Raw genomic sequence first — 21,055 nt, 5'->3', positions numbered from 1 at the left:
TGGCTTTGTCCATAAGCCCTGCTGATAACAAAGATACGACATGCACAAAATATGAACAAACCATATATATTTTCAGTTAGATATAGAAAAACTAAACAAAAATATACCTGTGGCTTTCTCGATACCTAAGTTGCGATGAGTACTGGCTTACGATTTTGTTTAAATCAATGGGTTGGAAGGCTTTGATTTTTGGTATGGGTAATGGAAATAAACGATATAAAACAATGAGTTATGATGTTAATTGATTGTTCTGTTAGCAACCTAAAAAGACAGCCATGTTTCGCTGGCTACTGACATTCAACCACTATTAGGACTAGAATTGCTAAATCAAAAATTTTGAAGCTCGATAGCATGCTAAAAGATGCGGTTGAGTTTTAAATGAACAGACGTGTATCAGTACGTTTTATATTTTCTACATCAAAAGGGTTACCGATGAGACGAATGCCGCCACTCAAGGCTCTGCGCACCTTTGAGGCCGCTGGGCGTCTTGAGAGCTTGAAGAAGGCCGCAGACGAACTGCACGTCACGACCGGTGCTGTCAGTCAGCAGATCAAGCTGCTGGAGGAATTTATCGGTGTCGACTTATTCAAGCGTCAGAATAAGTCCGTCCGGCTGACAGAAGCCGGACGTGAGGCGCTGCCGATTGTCGAGGAGGCATTCGAACTGCTGAACCAGGCGGTGATCAAGGCGCAGGAGTTTGGTAACCAGAAGCTGATCACCGTGAGTGTCGCGCCATCATTTGGTGCCAAGTGGTTGTTGCCCAGGCTCGAATTGTTCCGTCGTGGCCATCCCGACATCGACCTGAGGGTCGATGCATCGACGCGGTTGGTGGACTTTTCCCTTGAGGACGTGGACCTTGCGATCCGCTACGGTCCTCCCAAGGAAAGGGGGCTGCACCTTGAGCTGCTGACCGATGAGGAACTTTTTCCGGTCTGTAGCCCCCGGCTGTTGGAACGCGGCCAGGGCTTCGCCTCCCCGTCGGATCTGGCGGGTCAGACGCTGCTCCATTTTGGGGGGCGTGCCGATGACCGTGACTTTCCAGGTTGGAGTCAATGGCTGGCCGCGGCAGGTGTCGCGGGTCTCGAAGTGGTTAACGGGCCACGCTTCAGTATGTCGAGTATGGTGTTACAGGCGGCGATGGACGGACAGGGAATTGCCCTTGGCAGCAGCGTGCTGGCGGCTGACGATCTGCGTGCGGGACGTTTGGTGCGATTATTCGAGGTCAGTGTTCGGGCCGAACACAACTACTACTTGATTTGCACTCGCAATACTTTCAACCGATCAGACATTCAACGTTTCGTACGCTGGATAAAGTCCGAGATGGGCGGAGACAGTGATGAAGGTTCCGATCATCGAGTGTAGTGTCTCAAATAAAACGCATATTTAAATGAGCCGCCGAATTCACTTCGCAACTCTACGTTGAGTTCAGCAAACGGCGTCCCATTCTTCGAGAAGCCCTCAAGACGCCCATCGCTTCGTTCCAGTTCTTGACATGCGAATGACCATTGCCTGGGAGCTGCGCCTCGCTTTGAACATCTTTTAATATAGGTTTTATTCAAGACACTACACTCGGATGACAGTATTTTCGAAGAAGCTATGAGTCGGTATTTGCAGAAGCTCGGGAAGTCCTACTTTTGGATGAATGGGTGTTGATGCCGAAGTCGTTTGATTTAATCATTCTGAATCTTAACCTGTCCGGGCTTGATGGCGAGGCGCAGTTTGCGTGGCGCGCACTTGGCCGAAATAAAGGTGAGCCGGGAGTCCGTAGCCGAGTTGGTTCTGGAAATAATCTGCAGTGACTGAGTAAGAATTTGTCCATTGGCCGGTTAGTGACAAACCCCATAATTCGTCTATGCTGAGCCAAAATAAATTGGAAAACTACAACCGCCACGAGGAAAGAAATGTCCGTTGCAGATGATTTAAGTAAGAGCAAACTGATAGAGGACAACGTTCAGGCAGATCGCTTGTTCTTATTCTTGCTTGCAGGTCAGTGGTTGATGGCTGCAACTATCATGGGTGCTGCGTATAGTACTTATTGGTTTGGTGTGATTTCCGGAGGCGGACTCTTTCTTGCTTCCTACGTTGCTTACAAACTTGCGCCTGGCAGCACTCAAAGTCAGGTGGTTATCGCTTTTGCGATGATGGGGTTTTCGATGGTGTTCATACAACAGCATTTAGGACGGATCGAATATCATTTCCATATTTTCGGTGTGCTGGCCATCATGGCTCGCTATAAAAGTATCGTGCCGTTGCTGGTTGCTGCAGCCGCCATCGCCGTACACCATGTTATCGTCCACTATCTGCAGGTACAGGGGGCAACATTTGCCGGCATGCCGGTAATCATATTTAACTATGGGCATGGTTTTAACATCGTATTACTGCATGCGGCGTTTGTGGTGGCGCAGGCTGCGGTGATGATCTTCATTATTCGAGGTAACAGCCAGCAGTTTATTCACAATGTTGTCAGTAATGAGCTGTTGTCAAAACAGTCAGCGGAACGTGAAGCGGTGTTGAAATCACTGGCTGACAGCAACCAGACGCTTAAGCAGCTGAATCATAATCTGATTCATTCTGTTGCGGTTATGGCCGACAGCATCCGAGAACAAAAACATGCTTGCAGCGAAGCCGGTGGCCAAAGCATTCATGCCAAAGATCTTTCCAGCACAACTATCGACAGTGTCAATTCTTCTTCAGAACATATTTTGCAAGATACATCGGTGGCCAATCAGCTGGCGGAACAGATGAATCATCATGCCGAAAGCGCCAGTCAGTTGACTGACAAAACCAAGAGTCTGGAAAATAATCTGAATAACCTGAAATCCCGTGCTGCGGCAATTGACGACATTGTCAGTATTATCGCCGGCATTGCCGATCAGACCAATCTGCTGGCACTGAATGCATCCATTGAAGCCGCACGGGCAGGGAATGCCGGACGGGGCTTTGCGGTGGTGGCAGATGAGGTCAGAAATCTGGCTCAGCGGACCCACGAAAGCACTATGGAAATCAGCGATACTGCGGCAGAAATTTCCCGCAGTATTGAAAATATTAATCGGGATATCTCAACCTATTCAAACCAGACTCAGACACTGTCAACGGATTTCCATGGTTTGTCAGATGAGATCAAGAAACTTTCCAAAAGTCTGGCGGCTACTCTGGATATCTCCAAATCGGCGGCCGACGCGATGCGGGCAATTGGTGAAGATATTTCTACGGCTGAACATTGTGTGGAAAATATTGTCTCCAATACCGACCAGCAGTCCACCATGATCGCCACTATTCAGGAAGCTTCGAACCAGGTCAGTGACGTGATTCAACAGATGCAGCGTCATCTGAAGACAGATTAATACGGAACGATGGATCAACGTCTCAAACGTTTACTGGGCTGGATAATTCTGCCGCCACTGACTTTTTTCTGGCTGTTTATTGCCGGCTGGTTATCGGGTCTCGGTAATGGCCTGCATCCGGATCGGCCTGTCGATCAAATGGACGGTATTCTTCAGGGCAGCGATGAGGCATTAGTGTATTTCGGATTTGTCAGCTGCAGTACGGTGTGTCCGGTAGCGCTGGCCAATATGAGTACCATGCATCGCAATGCTCTCCATCCGGAACACAGCCGATTAGTATTTATCAGTGTGGAACCTTACGTCCCTGCTGAGTCCAGTCAGGCATTTGCGCAATACTTTGATGCGGATTTCCAGGCCGTTCAACCGGACGAACAACAACTCGATAACTTGCTAACTGCATTCAATGCCTCGGCATCTACGTCAGTTCGTAAGCCCGGAGATGTTGATCATCTTGATGTGATTTATCATCTGAAACGTGATCAAGGTCAATGGTTGATGGCAGGTATTTATCCGGGAAATACCACCGTCAATCCCTTGAATCTGAGCCCTTAAAACCTTTCAAATCGAACAAAAATATCTATCTACTACTAATTGACGAAATATTCTTTTGGACGAGTGTTCACATAATTGCGAAGTTCTCTGTCATGTATATACGTTTCTGTACAAAATCAACTGCAATCAGGTTGACGCATATATGCCGGTTCCGGGTAGCTTGGTAACCGATTCTGATTGAAGCCGTGTTATGGATATTTGTTCGTTCTGCTGTTATACGGCATGATGCGTTGCTTCTAAATGACCGTAAAAAGGAAAGTCTGAATGGACAGAGAAAGCTGGCTGTTTTATGTAGTGCTTTTCATTTTCACAGTAACCGCCATCGTCACGTTGCTGGGGATCATTCAAAAACTATCCATCAAGGAACAATATCTCAACAAGCTGTTTACCACACTGGTACTGGAGTTGGTGACGGCTGTGCTTTATATGTTCAGTCAGACGGATTTTTTCGGTACCTATCATGAACCGGACATGATTGTGCTGGCCAGAACGGAGCTGGCAGATACTTATGCAGATCGTTCGGCTCAGGAGATTGCCGATGTTTTGAATGAATTACCGGAGATGCAACGCAAATTGCAACAGACAGAACAGGAGGTTACTCAGCTCACTCAAGTGCTCCAGCTGCAGCAACCCGGTTATGACGAGGTGACGCTTGCTCTGGCGGATACCCGGAAACAGTTATCGCAACTACAATTACAGTTGACGGATACCCTGCCTTATAAAAGTAAGTACATGGCGTTACAGAAGCAGTTTCTGGTCCGGATGGCGCATTTGAATGCGCTGATCTCTGAGTGGGGAACCTCAATCAACTTCCGTTATCGACCAGAAGAGAAAAAAGAAGTGGCGTTATTGTTGCAGGAGGCACTCAAGGAAATCGGTTTTATGGATGCTAACCTGTTGCCCGATGATGATCCGGTCAAGAGCTACGAACTGCTGGTGGCTTATCAAAAGAAAAAGCGTTTTTCAGAAGTGGGTTATCTGACCAGTGCAGTGGTTGCGTTTATTATTCAGGATTATCTGGCGGTTGTCTGAATGAACCATAAATCATAGTTCATACCCGAACCTTCCCGGTGTTAGACTCCCAGCGCTGTCTAACAACCCAAGGGATCATTATGTCTGCACGTCAATTGCGCCGGTTTTATACGCCGTTGTGTCTGCTCCTCTTTACCGCACTGACTGCCTGTAGTTCGCTCCAGCAGATCGCCGATGTACAGAAACCGAAGGCTTCCGTGACAAGTGCATCAGTCAAATCATTATCGCTGGATCAGGCGACTGTACTGGTGGATGTGGTGCTGACCAATCCCAATCCGTTTACGTTGCATGCGGTCGGGTTTGATATGAACATGGCCATTGATGGTCACCGTCTAGCGGCAGTCAGTCAGCCCGATTCTAAGCTGGCAATTCCAGCCAATGGTCGTAATAAGATGCAACTGCCGGTGACTTTACGTTATCAGGATGTCATCGCCGCAGTGGGCAGCATTGCCAATGAGAATGCATTGAATTATGCATTGGATGGTACTGTATTTGTCGATGTACCTGTATTGGGGAATCTGGGATTGCCATTGAAATTTACCGGTTCGCTACCGGTTCCCCGATTACCGCAAATCACGCTTAAAGACATCAGCCTGGAATCCATCAATCTCAGTGGTGCAAAACTCAAAGTCGACCTGGATGTGACCAACCCCAATATCTTTGATGTAAACCTCAAATCGGTGAATTACGATTTAATGGCCAATGGCAAATCCTTGACTGATGGTGCCCTGAAACAAATCAAGTTGCGTCAGGGGAAGACCCAGAACGTGACCATTCCGTTGTCTGTCAGTACGACCAATATGGGTCTGACACTGTATCGCTTGTTGTCCGACTCCAACTCGGTGACCATGGGCGTTAAACTCGGAGCGGACATCGTGCCGGGTATCTCTGCATGGCAGCCCGGCCCCTTAAAGTATGAAGCGCAGCGGACTTTGAATCGTTGATGAGTTAACCGGTGGATAATCGCCTGCCCGTAGAAAATGATGATTTTCTACGGGCGTTACCGGAATCAGGTTCAGCCTATTTCCGCTGTCACCGCATCGCCCAACTCCCTGGTACTGGCGTTGCCCCCCATATCGCGAGTCAGCGACTGTGCTTTTCGCAGTACAGTTTCTACTGCCTGTAACAAGACATCGTGAACATCCGGATAACCCAGATGTTGCATCATCATGGCACCGGCCCAGATGGTACCAAGCGGGTTGGCGATACCCTGTCCGGCAATATCCGGTGCAGAACCATGAACCGGCTCAAACATCGATGGAAAGTGTTTTTCCGGATTGATGTTGGCTGATGGCGCGATGGCAATGGTACCGGTACAGGCTGGGCCCAGATCAGAAAGAATGTCCCCAAACAGATTCGACCCGACGACTACGTCAAAATGCTCAGGCATACGCACAAAATTGGCGGTCAGAATATCAATGTGATATTGGTCCACGTGAACATCGGGATAAGCTTTTCCCACCTCCTGAACACGTTTATCCCAGAATGGCATGGAATGATAAATGCCATTGGACTTGGTGGCGGATGTCAGGTGTTTTGCCGTGCGGTTCTGTGCCATTTGAAAAGCGTAGTGAAGAATTCGATCCGTACCTCTACGGGTAAAAATACTCTGCTGCACCACGACTTCGTGTTCGCTACCTTCATACTGGATACCACCGATGGACGAATATTCACCCTCTACATTCTCTCGTACCACCAGGAAATCAATATCGCCAGGTTGCTTGCCGACCAGCGGGCATGGCACACCTTCAAACAGGCGAACCGGGCGTAAATTGACGTACTGATCAAATGCCCGGCGGATCGGTAACAACAGTCCCCATAAGGAAATGTGATCGGGTACTCCTGGATAGCCAACCGCTCCAAGATAGATCGCATCAAATCCGCTCAGTTGTTCGATGCCGTCTTCCGGCATCATGCGTCCGGTCCGATGATAGGTTTCGCAGGACCAGTCGAAATAAACCCAGTCAAAGTCGATTTCAAACTGTCTGCCCGCCGCTTCCAGTGCTTTGATACCTTCAGGTATTACCTCCTTGCCAATACCGTCTCCTGGAATAACCGCAATCTTCAACTGAGGCATATACCATCTCCCGTCTATGTTACCGTGTGGTTTTCGCGGCGAAGTCTAGCCAAGACCCTGAGCATACACAATTCACAGGATCGTTGGGGGTTAACGCGAAAGGTGTTCATGAAGCTGCTGCTGCAACCGGGTAAACTGGTTTGAAAGAGACGGGAATGAGCGGAGTTTTCGCGGATCTCAGGCAGGTTAAACGGTGATCAGGCGAAAAAGGCTGAACAATAAGTGGCTCTCTCCAGAAGAGAGCCACTTTGTCATGATCGTTATATCAGGCGCTTTGCCCTTCGCTGACTGGCGTGACCCAGCCGGCTTTCACAGCGTTATTCACTGCATGTAACAATGCGATGAGTGACGCCATAACAATGTCGGGGTTTTCGCCCACACCAAAACAGACATTACCGTTCACCCGGATCTGCATATAAGTCACCGCCATGGTGTCTTCACCTTCACCGATGGCATGTTCGTTATAGTCAACCAGCTCGAACTCAATACCCATCTGCTTGCGGACAGCACTGGCAAAGGCAGAAATAGGGCCATTACCGGTACCGGTCAATACTCGTTTTTGACCCTCACCATCAATGACGGCCTTGATCTGATCTGTTTGTTTATCCACATCCCGCTGAATGCTGTACTCCTTGAGAGTGAATGGTGCATCCACCTCGACATAGGAGCTGCGGAAGTTCTCCCAAATGGTTTGTGGACTGACTTCTTTCCGAGTCTGTTCGGATACCCGTTGAATCACCTGGCTGAAGTGAATCTGCAATGGTCTTGGCAGGCGGTAGCCATGATCTTGTTCCATGACATACGTGACGCCACCCTTACCGGATTGACTATTGATCCGGATAACTTCTTCGTATTTACGGCCAAGGTCGGCCGGATCGATGGGCAGGTAGGCCACATTCCAGTGGGATTCATGCTGTTGATCTGAAAGACACTTGCGGATGGCATCCTGGTGGCTGCCGCTGAAAGCGGTAAAGACCAGTTCACCTGCATAGGGATGGCGAGGATGTACTTCCAACTGATTACAGTATTTATAGATCTGGATGATGTGATCCATGTTTGAACAATCGATGCCGGAATCAATACCCTGGGAATACAGGTTCATTGCCATGGTCACGATATCGAGGTTGCCGGTGCGTTCGCCATTGCCAAACAAGGTGCCTTCAACCCGGTCAGCACCGGCCAACAAGCCAAGTTCGGAAGCAGCAACGCCGGTGCCCCGGTCATTGTGAGTATGCACAGACACGATGACGGCATCACGATGATGCAAGTGGCGGCACATCCATTCAATCTGGTCGGCAAAAACATTCGGAGTACTGACCTCTACAGTTGCCGGCAAATTGATGATACAGGGCTTTTCCGGGGTGGGTTGCCAGACTTCAATGACGGCATTGCAGACATCAGCGGCAAAGTCCATTTCGGTACCGGTGAAGCTTTCTGGAGAATATTGAAACTGCCAGTCGGTATCTGGATGTCTGGTGGCGTATTCCTTCACCCATTTTGCACCCTGAACAGCAATATCGGTAATGCCCTGACGGTCCAGACGAAAGACTTTCTCGCGCTGAGTGGTGGAGGTGGAGTTATAGACATGAACGATGGCTTTTTTGGCGCCTTTGAGTGCTTCAAAGGTTTTGCTGATCAAGTGCTCACGGGCCTGAACCAATACCTGGATGGTGACATCATCCGGGACCAGTCCGTCATCAATGATTTTCCGGACAAAGTCGTAATCGGGCTGGGAGGCAGAAGGGAAACCGACTTCTATTTCTTTAAAACCCATACTGACGAGTAAGTTCCACATGCGGGTCTTCTGTTCGACCGTCATGGGTTCCACCAAAGCCTGATTACCGTCACGTAAATCGACGGAACACCATATCGGGGCTTTGGTAATTGTGTTGTTAGGCCAGGTACGGTCGGTCAGATTCAATGTCTGGAATGATCGGTATTTACGAAAATTGTAGCCTGTATTGGTCATGGTTAACTCCGAAACTCTAACTAAAAATAATGCTGAAACAATAATGACGTGTGGCTTGAATGAGTAAGGCTATCTGACACCACGCTCGAGGTCAGACAACCGCGCATCAGTCGCAGTCGTAACAGAATGAGTTTTTGGAGTTTGAGAATAAGAGGATTTGATTTCACTTCGTTTTCAACCGTCTGCTTTGATATTTGAGTATTGGTGTTGGAATTGAGAGGCAAAACACCGATTGCCAGGTCGTTTTTATAGACCTAGTAGCAGGGGCAGTCGTAGTAGTGATAGAGAAGTGAATGTGTTCATGGCTGGAAGAGTAGTTTCTTGATTCCATGGCGTCAACCTGTTATTTGAAGGAATTATCATTTTTATTCTCGGGCCGTTGAACCCTTGCCCCCACGGCACCATTTATTTTCTGGCATCTTATTAAAAGGAAACGATCATGAGTAATCCGCTACTGGAGTCCCACCTACTGCCGCCTTTTAGTCGCATTCGCGCTGAACATGTGGTACCGGCCATCGGTCAATTGATCGAACAGAACCGAGCTGAAATCAATGCGCTGGTCAACAGTCCGGAAATACCTGATTGGGAAACTTTTTTGAATCCGGTTCAGCAACTGACCGACAGACTGGAGCAGGCATGGTCTCCAGTGGGCCACCTGGCACATGTGAAAGATTCCGAAGAACTTCGTGAAGCCTATAAACAGGCCCTGGAGATGATGTCGGCCTACAGCACTGAGTTTTATCAGAACGAGGGGTTGTGTCAGAAATACCAGCAGATCGATCTCGATAAACTGGATTTGCCGGCCCGCAAGGCGGTTGAAAATGCGCTGTTGGATTTCAAGCTTTCTGGCATCAGTCTGCCTCAGGAACAGCGGAGCCGGTATGCTGAAATTGCTCAGCGTCTGTCTAAGCTCGGCAGTCAGTTCCAGGAGAATGTGTTGGATGCCACGCAGGGATGGAGCAAACACATCATCGATCAGAAAGATCTCGCCGGGTTGCCTGAATCAGCGTTGGCAACTCTGGCACAGAATGCCAGAAATAAAGGTAAGGACGGTTGGCTGATCACATTGGAGTTTCCATCCTATCTGCCGGTCATGACCTATGCAGATAATCGCAGTCTGCGCCGTGAAGTGGCCACCGCATTTTCAACCCGTGCATCTGACCAGGGACCGAATGCCGGTCAGTGGGATAATGCCGGAGTGATGGCTGAGATTCTGAATCTGCGCACTGAAGAGGCGGATTTGCTGGGATATAGCAATTATTCCGAATTGTCCTTGGCCAAGAAAATGGCCAAATCGCCCAAGCAGGTACTTGATTTCCTCAATGAATTGGCCGACAAGTCTTATCCCCAGGCAGGAGAGGAGTTTGCAGAACTAACAGCTTTTGCCCGCGAACACTTGGGCGTCAGCAAACTGGAGCCCTGGGATGTTGCCTATGCTTCTGAGAAGTTCAAACAGCACAGCTTTAGTATTTCCCAGGAAGAACTGAAGCCGTATTTTCCGGTCGACAGGGTAATCAGTGGTTTGTTTCAAACCGCGCAACGATTATTCGGGGTTGAATTCCGCGAACAGAAGGATTTCGACACCTATCATCCGGATGTGAAGTTGTTCGAAATCACCAGCCAGGGGGAGCATGTTGCCAGTTTTTATTTTGATCTTTATGCCCGTGAAGGCAAACGGGGTGGTGCCTGGATGGATGTCTGCCGGTCCCGTATGCCGGGCCAGCTGCCGGTGGCATATCTGACGTGTAACTTTACGGCTCCGGTGGGCGATAAGCTGGCGTTGTTGACGCATATGGAAGTGACGACACTGTTTCACGAGTTTGGACATGGTATTCACCATATGCTGACTCAAGTGGAAGTTTCGGCCGTAGGAGGCATCAACGGTGTTGCCTGGGATGCGGTTGAGCTGCCCAGTCAGTTTATGGAGAACTTCTGTTACGAACCTGAGGCCCTGGCATTTATCTCCGGCCATTTTGAAACCGGTGAACCATTGCCGAAGGAACTGCTCGATAAAATGCTGGCCGCCAAGAATTTTCAGTCCGCCATGCAAACGGTCCGTCAGCTTGAATTTGCATTGTTCGATTTTGAACTCCATACCCAGTATCGGCATGGTCATCCGGAGTGGATAAGAACCGTCATCGAATCGGTCCGTGAGCGGGTCAGTGTGGTTCCTATATTGCCGGAAAACCGCTTTGAAAACAGTTTTAGCCATATTTTCGGAGGTGGTTACGCTGCTGGTTACTACAGCTATAAATGGGCGGAAGTGCTCAGTGCTGATGCTTTCTCTCGGTTTGAGGAAGAAGGGGTGTTTAACGCCGAAACCGGCCTCAGCTTCCGGCGGGAAATCCTTGAAAAAGGGGGTAGTGAGGACGCCATGACGCTGTTCAAGAACTTCCGTGGTCGTGAGCCTTCAGTGGATGCGTTATTGCGTCATTCCGGTATAAAAGCTGCCTGAGTCATTACCCGTATCCGGGTCATTGTTGAAAATCTATGACCTGGATACCTCTGCCATAGACAGTAATGTCTGCTACTATTCCTTCCCGGCCGGCAGCCTGCTGCCACAATCGTTGTTCTGTGGACCTAACTATCTGTTGTAATCATGACCATCACTCTGAAGGCTCATCCGTCACTGTATTCTGCATTTGATGTTTATCCGTCTGCCAAAGGGGCTGCCACACATATCCATCAGGCTGCGGGCACTCTGTTTGATCGCTCCGGTGGAGGACTGCTTTATACGCTTGGTAATGAGGAATTGCCCCGCTATCAGCGTGAACCCGGCAATATTGAAATTTTGCGTTTTGGTGGACTGGTGGAAAACTATCTGCACCGCGCGCTGTCCTTCAGTGCGGAATTATCGAAGGTTTTGAACAGTGGATTGAAGGACAGTTTGAAAATAGCCCAGTTTCGTGATCCTTGGAGTGGGTTGCCATTGTTACGTCATGGCGAGGGGCGCTTTCCAACCATTTATGAAGTCAACGGTTTGCCTTCGATTGAACTGCCAGCGGCATTTCCCAATGTTTCCGCAGCAACCTTGCACAAGTTTCTTAAAATGGAAGACGAGTGTCTGGCTCGGGCTACCCGGATAGTCGTGCCGTCGACGATTATTCGTACTCACCTGATTCGCCGTGGAGTATCCGGAGCCCGTATCGATGTAATTGCCAACGGTACCTATACTACAGAGGTACAACCCCGTCCGGCAGAGGCACCAGCGCGTTACATTTTGTATTTTGGTGCTGTGCAGGACTGGCAGGGGCTGGAGGTATTGTTGCATGCCTGGCGTCAGTTGCAGGATTTGCCGAATTTACAGTTAGTCATCTGTAGTTCGGTCAAGTCCAGGCGTGCCAAGGCTTATCAAAAATTGGTGCAGCGACTGGGGCTGGAAAATCACGTGCAATGGCACTTTCAGTTATCTAAAGAACAATTGGCACCCTGGATCAGCAATGCTTACCTGACAGTCGCGCCGTTGACTGAGTGCCCGCGTAATATTGAACAAGGTTGCTGTCCGTTAAAAATTCTGGAATCCATGGGCGCAGGAGTGCCGGTCGTTGCGTCCGATCTGCCGGTCGTACATGAATTGGTTCGGCACCGCGAAAATGGCTATCTGGTGGCTCCGGAGCGCCCCTCGGAACTGGCCAGAGCATTAAGGATTTTGTTGGAATATCCCGACACAGTCGCTGAGCTGGGACAGGCGGCCAGGCAGACAATTGAAAATGGTTTTTTGTGGCCGCAGGCCAATGAACGATTGGGAAAAATACATATGGAACTGTTAAAGGAGAACTAATGTTATGACTGGACAAACGGTCACCAATGAAGAAATGAAACGGTTTTACCGTACGCTAGTGGATCGGCATCACTATAGTGGTGAATACTGCATCGAGGATTGGTTGCGGTGCTTTCGTTATCTTCAGACTCAGGGGCGTAAAAGGGCCAAACTGGCGAAAATAAGCATTTATCTGCTGGTAGCGATTGTGGTGATTGGTGTTGTTTCGTTGGTTCAGCACTGGCCAATTATTCCGTTGATGATTGGACTGTTGGTATTGGATATTGTGTTCCTGATAGCGATGAGGAAACATCAAAAAGTGTTCGACCGCCTTCGTCATACCCTGTTGCCTTTTTTAACGGTGCTGCAGCAGGATTCCAGGTCAGATCAACCATTGTCTATGGAACTGGATTTGCGAGGGTTTGATCAGGTCTCTAAGCGGGTTCGACATACGGCTGCCGGAAAACAATACCCGAGAGTTGAGGAGTCTCTGTTTCAGGATCCCTGGTGTCGGGGACAGCTGACTTTATGTGACGAAAGTGTACTTTCCTGGCAGGTGCAGGAAATCGTGCGTGAGCGCAAAATCCGGAAAAAAAACGCTCGCGGCAAAATCAAATTTAAGACCAAATATAAATGTCGCACGCGCCTGAATTTCTCTCTCAGTTTTAAACATAATCGCTATCAGCTCAACGACAGTGCTGCCAAATTGCAGATCAAGCAAGGGGAGCGGAGAACGGTGCTGAAAAGTCGTCAAGTCTTACCAATAACCCAACAACCAGGTACGCCGCTGCCCTTCCGGGAGCTGTTGCTGGGGGTGTCAAACCTATTTAAATGCTTAAAACCACAGGGGTGAAACCATGTCAGCATGTGAGGTAAAAGCAGGTTTTTTTGTATTGCGTCAATGTGGGGATCCTTCCGAGGGGCTCTGCGAACAATGTGGCTGCGCTGTTTGCGGTCTGCATATGGTTGAGGTTGATGGTCAGATGCTCTGTACGGACTGTGCCGCTGTTCAGGATGAAACCGCCGAAGAAGATGAAGCTGGTAGTCATATTGCCGAAGGTGATGACAGTGATTCCATGATCTGGGCTTATGGTTATCGCCGTCACTACTACCATTCTTATCATGATCATAACCGGCTGGATGATCAGCAGACTTTTGACGGTGATGATGTGGCGGCATTCTCCTCGGCTGCGGATATCCGCGACGATGCGCAGGATGATGATGCCCCCAGTTTGTTTGACAGTTAGGGATCACACATATGTCAGGATCTCTACTCTGGTTAACACAGAATTATCACCCTCAGCAGGGGGGGATGGCACAAAGTTGCGACCGTATCGTTTCGGGTTTAAGAAAACGTGGATGGCGGATTGATCTAGTTCATTTCAGCAGTCGCTGGACGGAGCTGGTTTCACAGAAAAAACTGGCCGGGATGGACATTCGTTGTCCGCTGGAGGCGGACATCAACCATACTCTGAATTGTCTGTGGTGCGCGCTGCCTTATCTGGGCAGTGGTGAATATGATGGCATTGTGGCATTTGGTGGCTATGTACCTATGTTGGCTGCCCCTGTGTTTGCTGCCTGGCTGCAAAAGCCTCTGTTTACGCTGATTCGCGGTAATGACTTTGATACGGCGGTTTTCGATGTTAAGCGGGTTGGAATGCTGGAGCGGGCACTGAAAGCATCGTCTCGGGTTGTCGTGGTGTCTCAGGACAAGCAGGCACGAATAGCGGGCCTCTGGCCCGAAGTTGCGGTTGAGTGGATCGCCAATGGGATTGATCATGAATCCTGGCAGCCATTATCTTCAGACCGGGATCAGGCAGCTGCTTTACGGGACCAGTGGCAGGAAAACCGAAACGTGACAGTGTTGGGTATGTTTGGTCATATCAAACGCAAAAAGGGCGGTGGTTATTTTATTGATGCATTATTGCGTTCCGGGCGGGCGTCTGAAGTACATTTACTGGTCGTCGGGGATATGGAGCCTGATCTGAGTGATAAACTGAATCAACAATCGCCGCAGCTGAGTTATACCCATATTCCCTTTGCAGATCGCTATTCGCTGATTCCGTACTACCTCGCCTGCGACTATGTGTGCATTCCCTCTTACTATGATGGCATGCCCAATGTCATGCTGGAGGCTGCTGCACTGGGTATCCCAATGCTGGCATCCAGGGCTGGGGGGATGGCAGATATGCTGGAGGATGGCCGACATGGTTATTTGTTTGCCCCTGGGCATACCGATGATTGTGCCCGGGCCATAAGTACCGCTTGTAGTACTGAGACGCAACAGCATCAGATTTTATCCGAGGCCTGCCAGTCCCTGGTTACGGAGCATCTGAATCAGACGATAGAGTTGAATCGATATGAGCAGTTGTTTGTTGCAGAGCTTGGGCAGAGCAAGCTTTCGAATCATCTGCGGGTTATCAGGGAGTAATGGAATGAGGTTGTTGAGCAAATTTTTAGCTGTATGTCTGTTGATGTGGGCGCCCATGGCAATTGCCTGGACCTGGACGTTGGAAGATGGCCAGGGCAATGTACGCAGCGAATTCACACTTGCCAAGGATCAGGTCAGTATCCGTTGTCAGTGTGAAAACGGCCGCCTGGTTCTGCACTCTGTCAACAAAGGCGATAAACGCCAGTATTTTGATGGCAATGGTAAGCTGGTTGCTGAAATAAAAAGCGATGGAACTGAAAAGTTCAAATTGCGTACCCCGAATCAGGCTGGCGAGATCAAGGTCAAAGGGGATCTCGAAAAGCTCAAAATTATTGTGAATAACAATGAAGACCGTCCGCTGAAGATCAAGCGTAAAAATGAAAAGCTTAAAGTGTATGAAGTGGATGGTTTTGGTCAGGAGCAGTTTCTGGGGCAAGTTCAAATGGAACCCGAACGTAAAGGCATTCGTGTAAAGGATGGCGATAAGATTGTGCGTTATCGGACCGATGAGTTGCAGTTTTCCTCTGCCTACGGGGCGTTGCTGGATCAGCGAATCAGCGATGAACTCCGTTATATCCTGGTCGCTGAAATCATGATCCGGCAGGCATTGTGACCTTTATTTATGCCCTTGGAGGCGGCCTTGGACACTATACCCGGGCCAGGGCATTGATTAATACACTGAATATCTGCGGGCCGGTGACTCTTGTCGTTACACAGCCGACATGCGGATCATTGGCAGGCTTCGGGCCAGAATTGCAGGTTCTGTCGCCTCCCAAAGCCATGGCAATGAATCCAGCACTCCTGCGTCAGTGGCTGATGCAGAGCCTGAAACAACAGCTATGTCGACAGATTGTGGTCGATGCATTCCCAGCCGGATTGTTTGGAGAACTGTGTGATTTTCCATTCCCAGAGGGGGTCGAGCTGTTACATGTCGCCCGCTTGTTACGCTGGTCGAAATATCAGAAAGTGCTTCAGGGCAGGTTACCAGCTTACCATTGCACATATGTGGTTGAAGCCCTCACGGCTGTTCATCATCAGGCCTTGGCCGGATGTTCGCAGACTATGCTTGAACTGACTTTGCAGGATCCATTGCCAGGACCGACGATGGCGATTGATCGGCGGGATAATACCGAAACGCCACTCTGGTTGATTGTTCACAGTGGTCCTGAGGACGAAATATTGGCCTTGTTGGCCTTGGCTGGAAGTATGGCTGAAGAAGAAGGCTTGCAGCCGAAGCGGCTGCTGTTATCGCCTGTCCGACCAGCACAACTGCCGAGTGATATTGATCATATTCATGCCTGGCCGGCGCAGCCATGGTTTGAACTGGCTGATCGCATTTTTACTGCATGTGGATTTAACAGTATGCGACAACTGCTTCCCTATCGTCATAAACATGTCTTTATGCCGATGGAGCGGCGCTTTGATGATCAGTTTTTGCGAGCAGCCCGTGCCCGTGAGTGTTCAACTTAAACCGGCCAGTTAAGTTGTTCCGGGCGACGCCATGGATCATCTTCCGATAACAGAAGCCCTTTGAACAAATCCCCTGTCTCTGGTGGGAGCCAGTGTGTGTAGAGTTGCTGCTGAAAATAAAACTGCAGATAGCAGGCATGCAGGTACATCCGGTCTGCGTTATTTCCGCCATATCGAGGATCACCAAGCAACGGTGCGCCGAGAGATTTGGCAATGACCCTCAGTTGATGTGTTTGTCCGGTTAATGGTTTAAACAGAAGCGCACGATATCCTGGTTGTAGTCCGCGGCTGAAGAAAAATGTAACAGATGGGTTATTTCGTTCTCTTGTTAACTTATAGTTTCCGTTGCGTGATTTTTTCAGGTCACCGAGTACCTTTCCCTGAGATTTCCCGGGTCGAGCGGTACTGACTCCAAAGTAGTATTTTTCCACTTTACGCAGAAAAAACTGCTGTGATAACTCAGCTGCTGCTGTGTTGTTTAATGCCAGCAATAACAGCCCACTGGTATCCTTGTCCAGCCGGTGGCATGGAAAGACTTCCCGTTGTAAATACAATTGCAGCAGATTAACTACAGTGTTGTGTTCTCCATGAACTGGGACTCCCGGCGGCTTATCAATGACGATGAAGTCAGTGTGAGAAAAATGTAGCTTCATGCCAGCCAGTTCCTGTTCTTCAAACTTTTTCATCCTTTTCTCTGTTATAAACCTATCGATCTTTAGATTTTATCTATAATAACTATTAATACCAAGCAGTAGAGGGGTACTGATCAATGAGATGGTTAAGCACTATACGTGGGAAGTACACTCTGATTTTCAGTTTGCAAACACTCTTTTTTGTGTTCGTGTCCGCTGTCAGTTTCAACTTAACGAGGCATCTCGAAAACGATGTCAGCTCTCTTGGCGGTAGTTATGCCCCTGCTCTATCTCTGGCCCTAAATGCGGATCGGGACTTATATCAGGCGCTGGTTGCTGAGATTGAAGCATTTAGTAATGTAGATAACAAAACTGCATTTGACAGTCTGAAAATGGATTCAGATGAGAATGTACAGCAGGCTTATGATCGAATGCAGGAATACTGGCAGATCATGAAAGACATGCCTGGTACTTCAGGTAGTCTGAATATTTCGGATTTTGAACAGCAGTTTCAATTATGGAAGCAAGATAACAATAAGGTATTCCAATTGCTGGCGGAGAAAAATATTGCCGCTGCCGTTGTGTTGCATGATGGGAGTGCTGCGAAAAATTTTTCTGCACTTAGGGAGTTTTATAATCGAGCCGCAGAACTGGCTGATCAGTTGATTTCCGATGAGCAGTCGAATGTCAGTGAGTATACGAATACGTTTAACAAATTTTTGGTTATTCTGGTTGCTATCGTTGTGGTTATCAGTGCGGCTTTGTCCTGGTTCGCTCCTCGTCGGATATCTTCAGCTATTCTTGATGTTGTGTCTGCCATTTGTAACATAAATTCCGGTGAAGGGGATTTGACCAAAAAAATTAACAGCACCCGTGAAGATGAGGTTGGTCGGCTGGCAAGAGAGTTTGATGATTTCGTGAGTTCCTTACGTGACATGGTTGTTGCCGTACGAACTCAATCTCAGAAAGTTCTGGATCAGATGAGCGGACTGATTGAAGTGGTTCATAACTCAAAACATCTCAACAGTGAACAGACTCACTCAATGGACTTGATTGTCACGGCGATTAATGAAATGAGTGCTGCAGTCAGGGAAGTTGCCAATAATGCCAGCGGCACCGCACATGAAATGACAGAAGTAGAAGCGCTGACCAACAATGGTAAATCCACGCTTGGAAAGTCGATTGATCAGATCAATTTGCTTTCCACGCAAGTTGGCTCGGCGGCTAAAGTCATGGAGGAGTTGTCTGCCAATTCTGATAATATTGTCAGTGTCCTGGATGTGATTCGTGGTATTGCTGAGCAGACTAACCTGTTGGCCCTGAATGCTGCCATTGAGGCTGCCAGAGCCGGTGAACAGGGCCGTGGTTTTGCAGTGGTCGCTGATGAAGTTCGTAATCTGGCCAGCAAGACCCAGCAGTCCACTACCGATATTCAGGAAATGATCACCACCCTTAGAAACGGTGTGCAAAGTGCCGTGGAGAACGTTAAAGCCAGTGAGGGAGCGGCACAGTCGACTGTTGAACTATCTGCCAATGCCAGTAGCGCCTTGGACTCTATCATTCAGGCGACGATTAAGGTTCGGGATATGTCCACGCAAACGGCAACTGCCACAGAGGAACAAAGTCATGTGGCCGAAGATATCAATACCAATCTGGTGACGTTATCTGATTTGACCAAAGAGACCACTCAGCTGTCCAACACGGTGAATGAGTCTGTGGAAGTGACGCAGAAATATTCTCAGCAGCTGATGGAACAGGTTGGCCGTTTTAAAGTCTGATTTTACCGGCAGGTAGTGGATGCCTGCCGGTGTTTATCCTTTTAATATCAACTGTCACTGCTATAATGCGCGCCTTTTCTAGAACGGGTAATACCGATGGTTAAGCGCTTTATTGCCGGGGCTGTTTGCCCAAAATGCGGTGCCAGCGATGCTGTCCGTGCTGAACGGGACGAACAGCGCCGGGTCATGATGCGAGAGTGCGTTGAGTGTGGTTTTACTGATGAACTCTACGATAATCCTCCGGAAGAGCTCAGTACTCGGGTATCACCAGTAGCCGATGACGGTGACGAACAGGTCCTCAGGATTTTTCCCCTGGATAATTCTTCTCATACCAAACACTAACCATACAGACAATAATGGCCCGAAACAGATGGCGGAGAATCAAATGACTATAAAGGTTGGCGTGATCATGGGATCCAAATCTGACTGGTCCACCATGGAACACTGCATTCAAATACTGGAAAAGCTGGGTATTGCCCATGAGGCCCGAGTGGTCTCTGCTCATCGGACTCCAGATCTGTTATTTGAATATGCTGAACAGGCCGCAGACCGGGGGATTGAGGTGATTATCGCTGGTGCGGGAGGGGCTGCGCACCTACCGGGTATGTGTGCGGCCAAGACCCACCTGCCGGTTCTGGGGGTTCCCGTGCAGTCTTCCATGCTCAGCGGAGTGGACTCACTACTGTCTATCGTGCAGATGCCGGCTGGTATTCCTACTGGAACTCTGGCCATTGGTAAAGCCGGTGCCGTTAATGCGGCATTGCTGGCTGCCAGTATCCTGGCCAATAAATATCCCGATATCCGCACAGCGTTGATCGAGTATCGCAAACAGCAGACCGAAACGGTTCTGGCCAGTCCTGACCCCAGAAGCATAGCAAACTGACGGAGTGGATATGAAGATTGGAGTAGTAGGTGGGGGCCAGCTGGGCCGGATGATGGCATTGGCTGGCACGCCTCTGGCCATGAGATTGACGTTTCTGGATCCGGCAATTGATGCCTGTGCCGGTCATGTCGGAGATCTCGTGAATGCTGCTTATGATGATCCCGCTGCAATAGATGCGCTAGCCGACGCAGTCGATCTGGTGACGTTTGAATTTGAAAGTGTCCCACCGGAAACCGTGGAGCGGATTGCCGCGCGCTTGCCAGTGTATCCGAATGCTAAGGCTCTACGCATTGCCCGCGACCGCTGGTTTGAAAAATCACTTTTCAAAGACAACACCATTCCTATCGCACCGGTGTTTCCTGTGGATTGTCAGCAGGACCTGGAAGACGGTGTCCAGCATGTGGGCTTGCCGGCTGTGGTTAAGACCCGGACTCTGGGCTACGACGGCAAAGGCCAGAAGCGGCTTATGACCGCGACAGATGTTGCAGGCACGTTTGCTGAATTAGGTTCTGTTCCATTGATCCTGGAAGGGTTCATTGATTTTGATTATGAAGTCAGCTGTATCGGTGTTCGTGGCCGTGACGGACAGACAGCGTTTTATCCTCTCATCCACAATGAACATCGTCAGGGTGTTCTGTATCGGTCGGTCGTTACTGAAGCGCATCCTCTGCAACAGCAGGCGGAAGACTATGTTCATAAAGCAATGGACGCACTGGGTTATGTTGGGGTGTTGACGTTTGAGTTTTTCGTGAAGCAGGATCAGCTGATTGCTAACGAAATCGCGCCAAGAGTGCATAATTCAGGGCACTGGACCATTGAAGGTGCGGAAACCAGCCAATTTGAGAATCATCTGCGTGCGATTGCCGATATGCCGTTGGGCAGTACTCATCGGCTTGGCCATGTTGCAATGTATAACATCATTGGCCGGATGCCGGATACTAATGCAGTGCTTTCCCTGCCGGCAGTCAGTCTGCACAGCTATGCCAAATCAGAAAAACCGGGGCGGAAGATTGGTCATATCACGGTTCACAGCACGGATCAGGACCGTTTTAACCAGGCTTGTCAGCAAGTAGAGCAGATGCTTGTGAATACGCTGGCGTAAATTGAGCTGAGGCGGGGCGTCGCCT

Annotated in this window: 20 protein-coding genes; 17 read left to right on the top strand and 3 right to left on the bottom strand. The window is 49.2% G+C overall.

Annotated features, from left to right (window positions below):
• Nucleotides 1–441: 441 nt before the first annotated feature.
• The 6 genes from gcvA to ACQY6I_RS21645 all read left to right on the top strand — a co-directional run bounded on the left by gcvA (nucleotide 442) and on the right by ACQY6I_RS21645 (nucleotide 5,872).
• On the top strand, nucleotides 442–1,362 hold the full coding sequence (gcvA, locus tag ACQY6I_RS21670) for a transcriptional regulator GcvA (protein WP_428243618.1): 921 nt from the start codon (nucleotides 442–444) through the stop codon (nucleotides 1,360–1,362).
• A gap of 290 nt (nucleotides 1,363–1,652) precedes the next feature.
• The gene (locus ACQY6I_RS21665; protein ID WP_428243617.1) at nucleotides 1,653–1,799 is read left to right on the top strand and encodes a hypothetical protein; all 147 of its coding nucleotides are present in this window, start codon (nucleotides 1,653–1,655) and stop codon (nucleotides 1,797–1,799) included.
• Nucleotides 1,800–1,901: 102 nt separating this feature from the next.
• Complete coding sequence (locus tag ACQY6I_RS21660) at nucleotides 1,902–3,344, top strand: methyl-accepting chemotaxis protein (protein ID WP_428243616.1); 1,443 nt, start codon at nucleotides 1,902–1,904, stop codon at nucleotides 3,342–3,344.
• A gap of 9 nt (nucleotides 3,345–3,353) precedes the next feature.
• Nucleotides 3,354–3,896: an SCO family protein gene (locus ACQY6I_RS21655; RefSeq protein WP_428243615.1), complete on the top strand. Its 543-nt coding sequence runs from the start codon at nucleotides 3,354–3,356 to the stop codon at nucleotides 3,894–3,896.
• A 264-nt stretch (nucleotides 3,897–4,160) separates the two neighbouring features.
• Nucleotides 4,161–4,928, top strand: coding sequence for a hypothetical protein (locus tag ACQY6I_RS21650; protein WP_428243614.1), 768 nt, complete (start codon nucleotides 4,161–4,163; stop codon nucleotides 4,926–4,928).
• 80 nt (nucleotides 4,929–5,008) lie between these two features.
• A complete protein-coding gene (locus ACQY6I_RS21645) occupies nucleotides 5,009–5,872 on the top strand; it encodes an LEA type 2 family protein (RefSeq protein WP_428243613.1) in 864 nt (287 codons plus the stop codon).
• A 71-nt stretch (nucleotides 5,873–5,943) separates the two neighbouring features.
• Here ACQY6I_RS21645 and ACQY6I_RS21640 read toward each other — a convergent pair whose 3' ends face one another.
• Both ACQY6I_RS21640 and leuA read right to left on the bottom strand, forming a co-directional pair.
• Nucleotides 5,944–7,005, bottom strand: coding sequence for a tartrate dehydrogenase (locus ACQY6I_RS21640; RefSeq protein WP_428243612.1), 1,062 nt, complete (start codon nucleotides 7,003–7,005; stop codon nucleotides 5,944–5,946).
• Between the two features lie 265 nt (nucleotides 7,006–7,270).
• Nucleotides 7,271–8,974: a 2-isopropylmalate synthase gene (gene leuA / locus ACQY6I_RS21635; RefSeq protein WP_428243611.1), complete on the bottom strand. Its 1,704-nt coding sequence runs from the start codon at nucleotides 8,972–8,974 to the stop codon at nucleotides 7,271–7,273.
• A 439-nt stretch (nucleotides 8,975–9,413) separates the two neighbouring features.
• Here leuA and prlC point away from each other — a divergent pair, with 439 nt between their 5' ends.
• The 7 genes from prlC to ACQY6I_RS21600 all read left to right on the top strand — a co-directional run bounded on the left by prlC (nucleotide 9,414) and on the right by ACQY6I_RS21600 (nucleotide 16,635).
• Nucleotides 9,414–11,429, top strand: a complete 2,016-nt coding sequence (prlC, locus tag ACQY6I_RS21630) for an oligopeptidase A (RefSeq protein WP_428243610.1) — start codon at nucleotides 9,414–9,416, stop codon at nucleotides 11,427–11,429.
• A 144-nt stretch (nucleotides 11,430–11,573) separates the two neighbouring features.
• Complete coding sequence (locus ACQY6I_RS21625) at nucleotides 11,574–12,755, top strand: glycosyltransferase family 4 protein (protein WP_428243609.1); 1,182 nt, start codon at nucleotides 11,574–11,576, stop codon at nucleotides 12,753–12,755.
• A 4-nt stretch (nucleotides 12,756–12,759) separates the two neighbouring features.
• Nucleotides 12,760–13,587, top strand: a complete 828-nt coding sequence (locus ACQY6I_RS21620) for a hypothetical protein (protein WP_428243608.1) — start codon at nucleotides 12,760–12,762, stop codon at nucleotides 13,585–13,587.
• A 4-nt stretch (nucleotides 13,588–13,591) separates the two neighbouring features.
• A complete protein-coding gene (locus tag ACQY6I_RS21615) occupies nucleotides 13,592–13,981 on the top strand; it encodes a hypothetical protein (protein ID WP_428243607.1) in 390 nt (129 codons plus the stop codon).
• An 11-nt stretch (nucleotides 13,982–13,992) separates the two neighbouring features.
• Nucleotides 13,993–15,165: a glycosyltransferase family 4 protein gene (locus ACQY6I_RS21610; protein WP_428243605.1), complete on the top strand. Its 1,173-nt coding sequence runs from the start codon at nucleotides 13,993–13,995 to the stop codon at nucleotides 15,163–15,165.
• A 13-nt stretch (nucleotides 15,166–15,178) separates the two neighbouring features.
• Complete coding sequence (locus ACQY6I_RS21605; RefSeq protein WP_428243604.1) at nucleotides 15,179–15,778, top strand: hypothetical protein; 600 nt, start codon at nucleotides 15,179–15,181, stop codon at nucleotides 15,776–15,778.
• Nucleotides 15,775–16,635, top strand: coding sequence for a hypothetical protein (locus ACQY6I_RS21600; RefSeq protein ID WP_428243603.1), 861 nt, complete (start codon nucleotides 15,775–15,777; stop codon nucleotides 16,633–16,635). The genes ACQY6I_RS21605 and ACQY6I_RS21600 overlap by 4 nt, the downstream gene beginning before the upstream one ends.
• Here ACQY6I_RS21600 and ACQY6I_RS21595 read toward each other — a convergent pair.
• Nucleotides 16,632–17,321, bottom strand: a complete 690-nt coding sequence (locus ACQY6I_RS21595; protein ID WP_428243602.1) for a pseudouridine synthase — start codon at nucleotides 17,319–17,321, stop codon at nucleotides 16,632–16,634. The genes ACQY6I_RS21600 and ACQY6I_RS21595 overlap by 4 nt on opposite strands.
• Nucleotides 17,322–17,404: 83 nt before the next feature.
• On the opposite strand from ACQY6I_RS21595, the gene ACQY6I_RS21590 reads away from it, so the two are divergent.
• The 4 genes from ACQY6I_RS21590 to ACQY6I_RS21575 all read left to right on the top strand — a co-directional run bounded on the left by ACQY6I_RS21590 (nucleotide 17,405) and on the right by ACQY6I_RS21575 (nucleotide 21,030).
• Nucleotides 17,405–19,045 (top strand): methyl-accepting chemotaxis protein, encoded by a 1,641-nt coding sequence (locus ACQY6I_RS21590; RefSeq protein WP_428243601.1) that lies wholly within the window; start codon nucleotides 17,405–17,407, stop codon nucleotides 19,043–19,045.
• 96 nt (nucleotides 19,046–19,141) lie between these two features.
• Complete coding sequence (locus tag ACQY6I_RS21585) at nucleotides 19,142–19,387, top strand: YheV family putative zinc ribbon protein (RefSeq protein WP_428243600.1); 246 nt, start codon at nucleotides 19,142–19,144, stop codon at nucleotides 19,385–19,387.
• A 43-nt stretch (nucleotides 19,388–19,430) separates the two neighbouring features.
• Entirely contained in the window at nucleotides 19,431–19,928 is a 498-nt protein-coding gene (purE, locus tag ACQY6I_RS21580) for a 5-(carboxyamino)imidazole ribonucleotide mutase (protein WP_428243599.1), read from the top strand.
• A 10-nt stretch (nucleotides 19,929–19,938) separates the two neighbouring features.
• The gene (locus tag ACQY6I_RS21575) at nucleotides 19,939–21,030 is read left to right on the top strand and encodes a 5-(carboxyamino)imidazole ribonucleotide synthase (protein ID WP_428243597.1); all 1,092 of its coding nucleotides are present in this window, start codon (nucleotides 19,939–19,941) and stop codon (nucleotides 21,028–21,030) included.
• Nucleotides 21,031–21,055 lie beyond the last annotated feature (25 nt).

The sequence above is a fragment of the Gynuella sp. genome (assembly GCF_050297175.1).
Lineage (GTDB): Bacteria > Pseudomonadota > Gammaproteobacteria > Pseudomonadales > Natronospirillaceae > Gynuella.
Note: the sequence above shows the minus strand (reverse complement) of the source record. Positions and strands in the feature narration are given on the sequence as shown.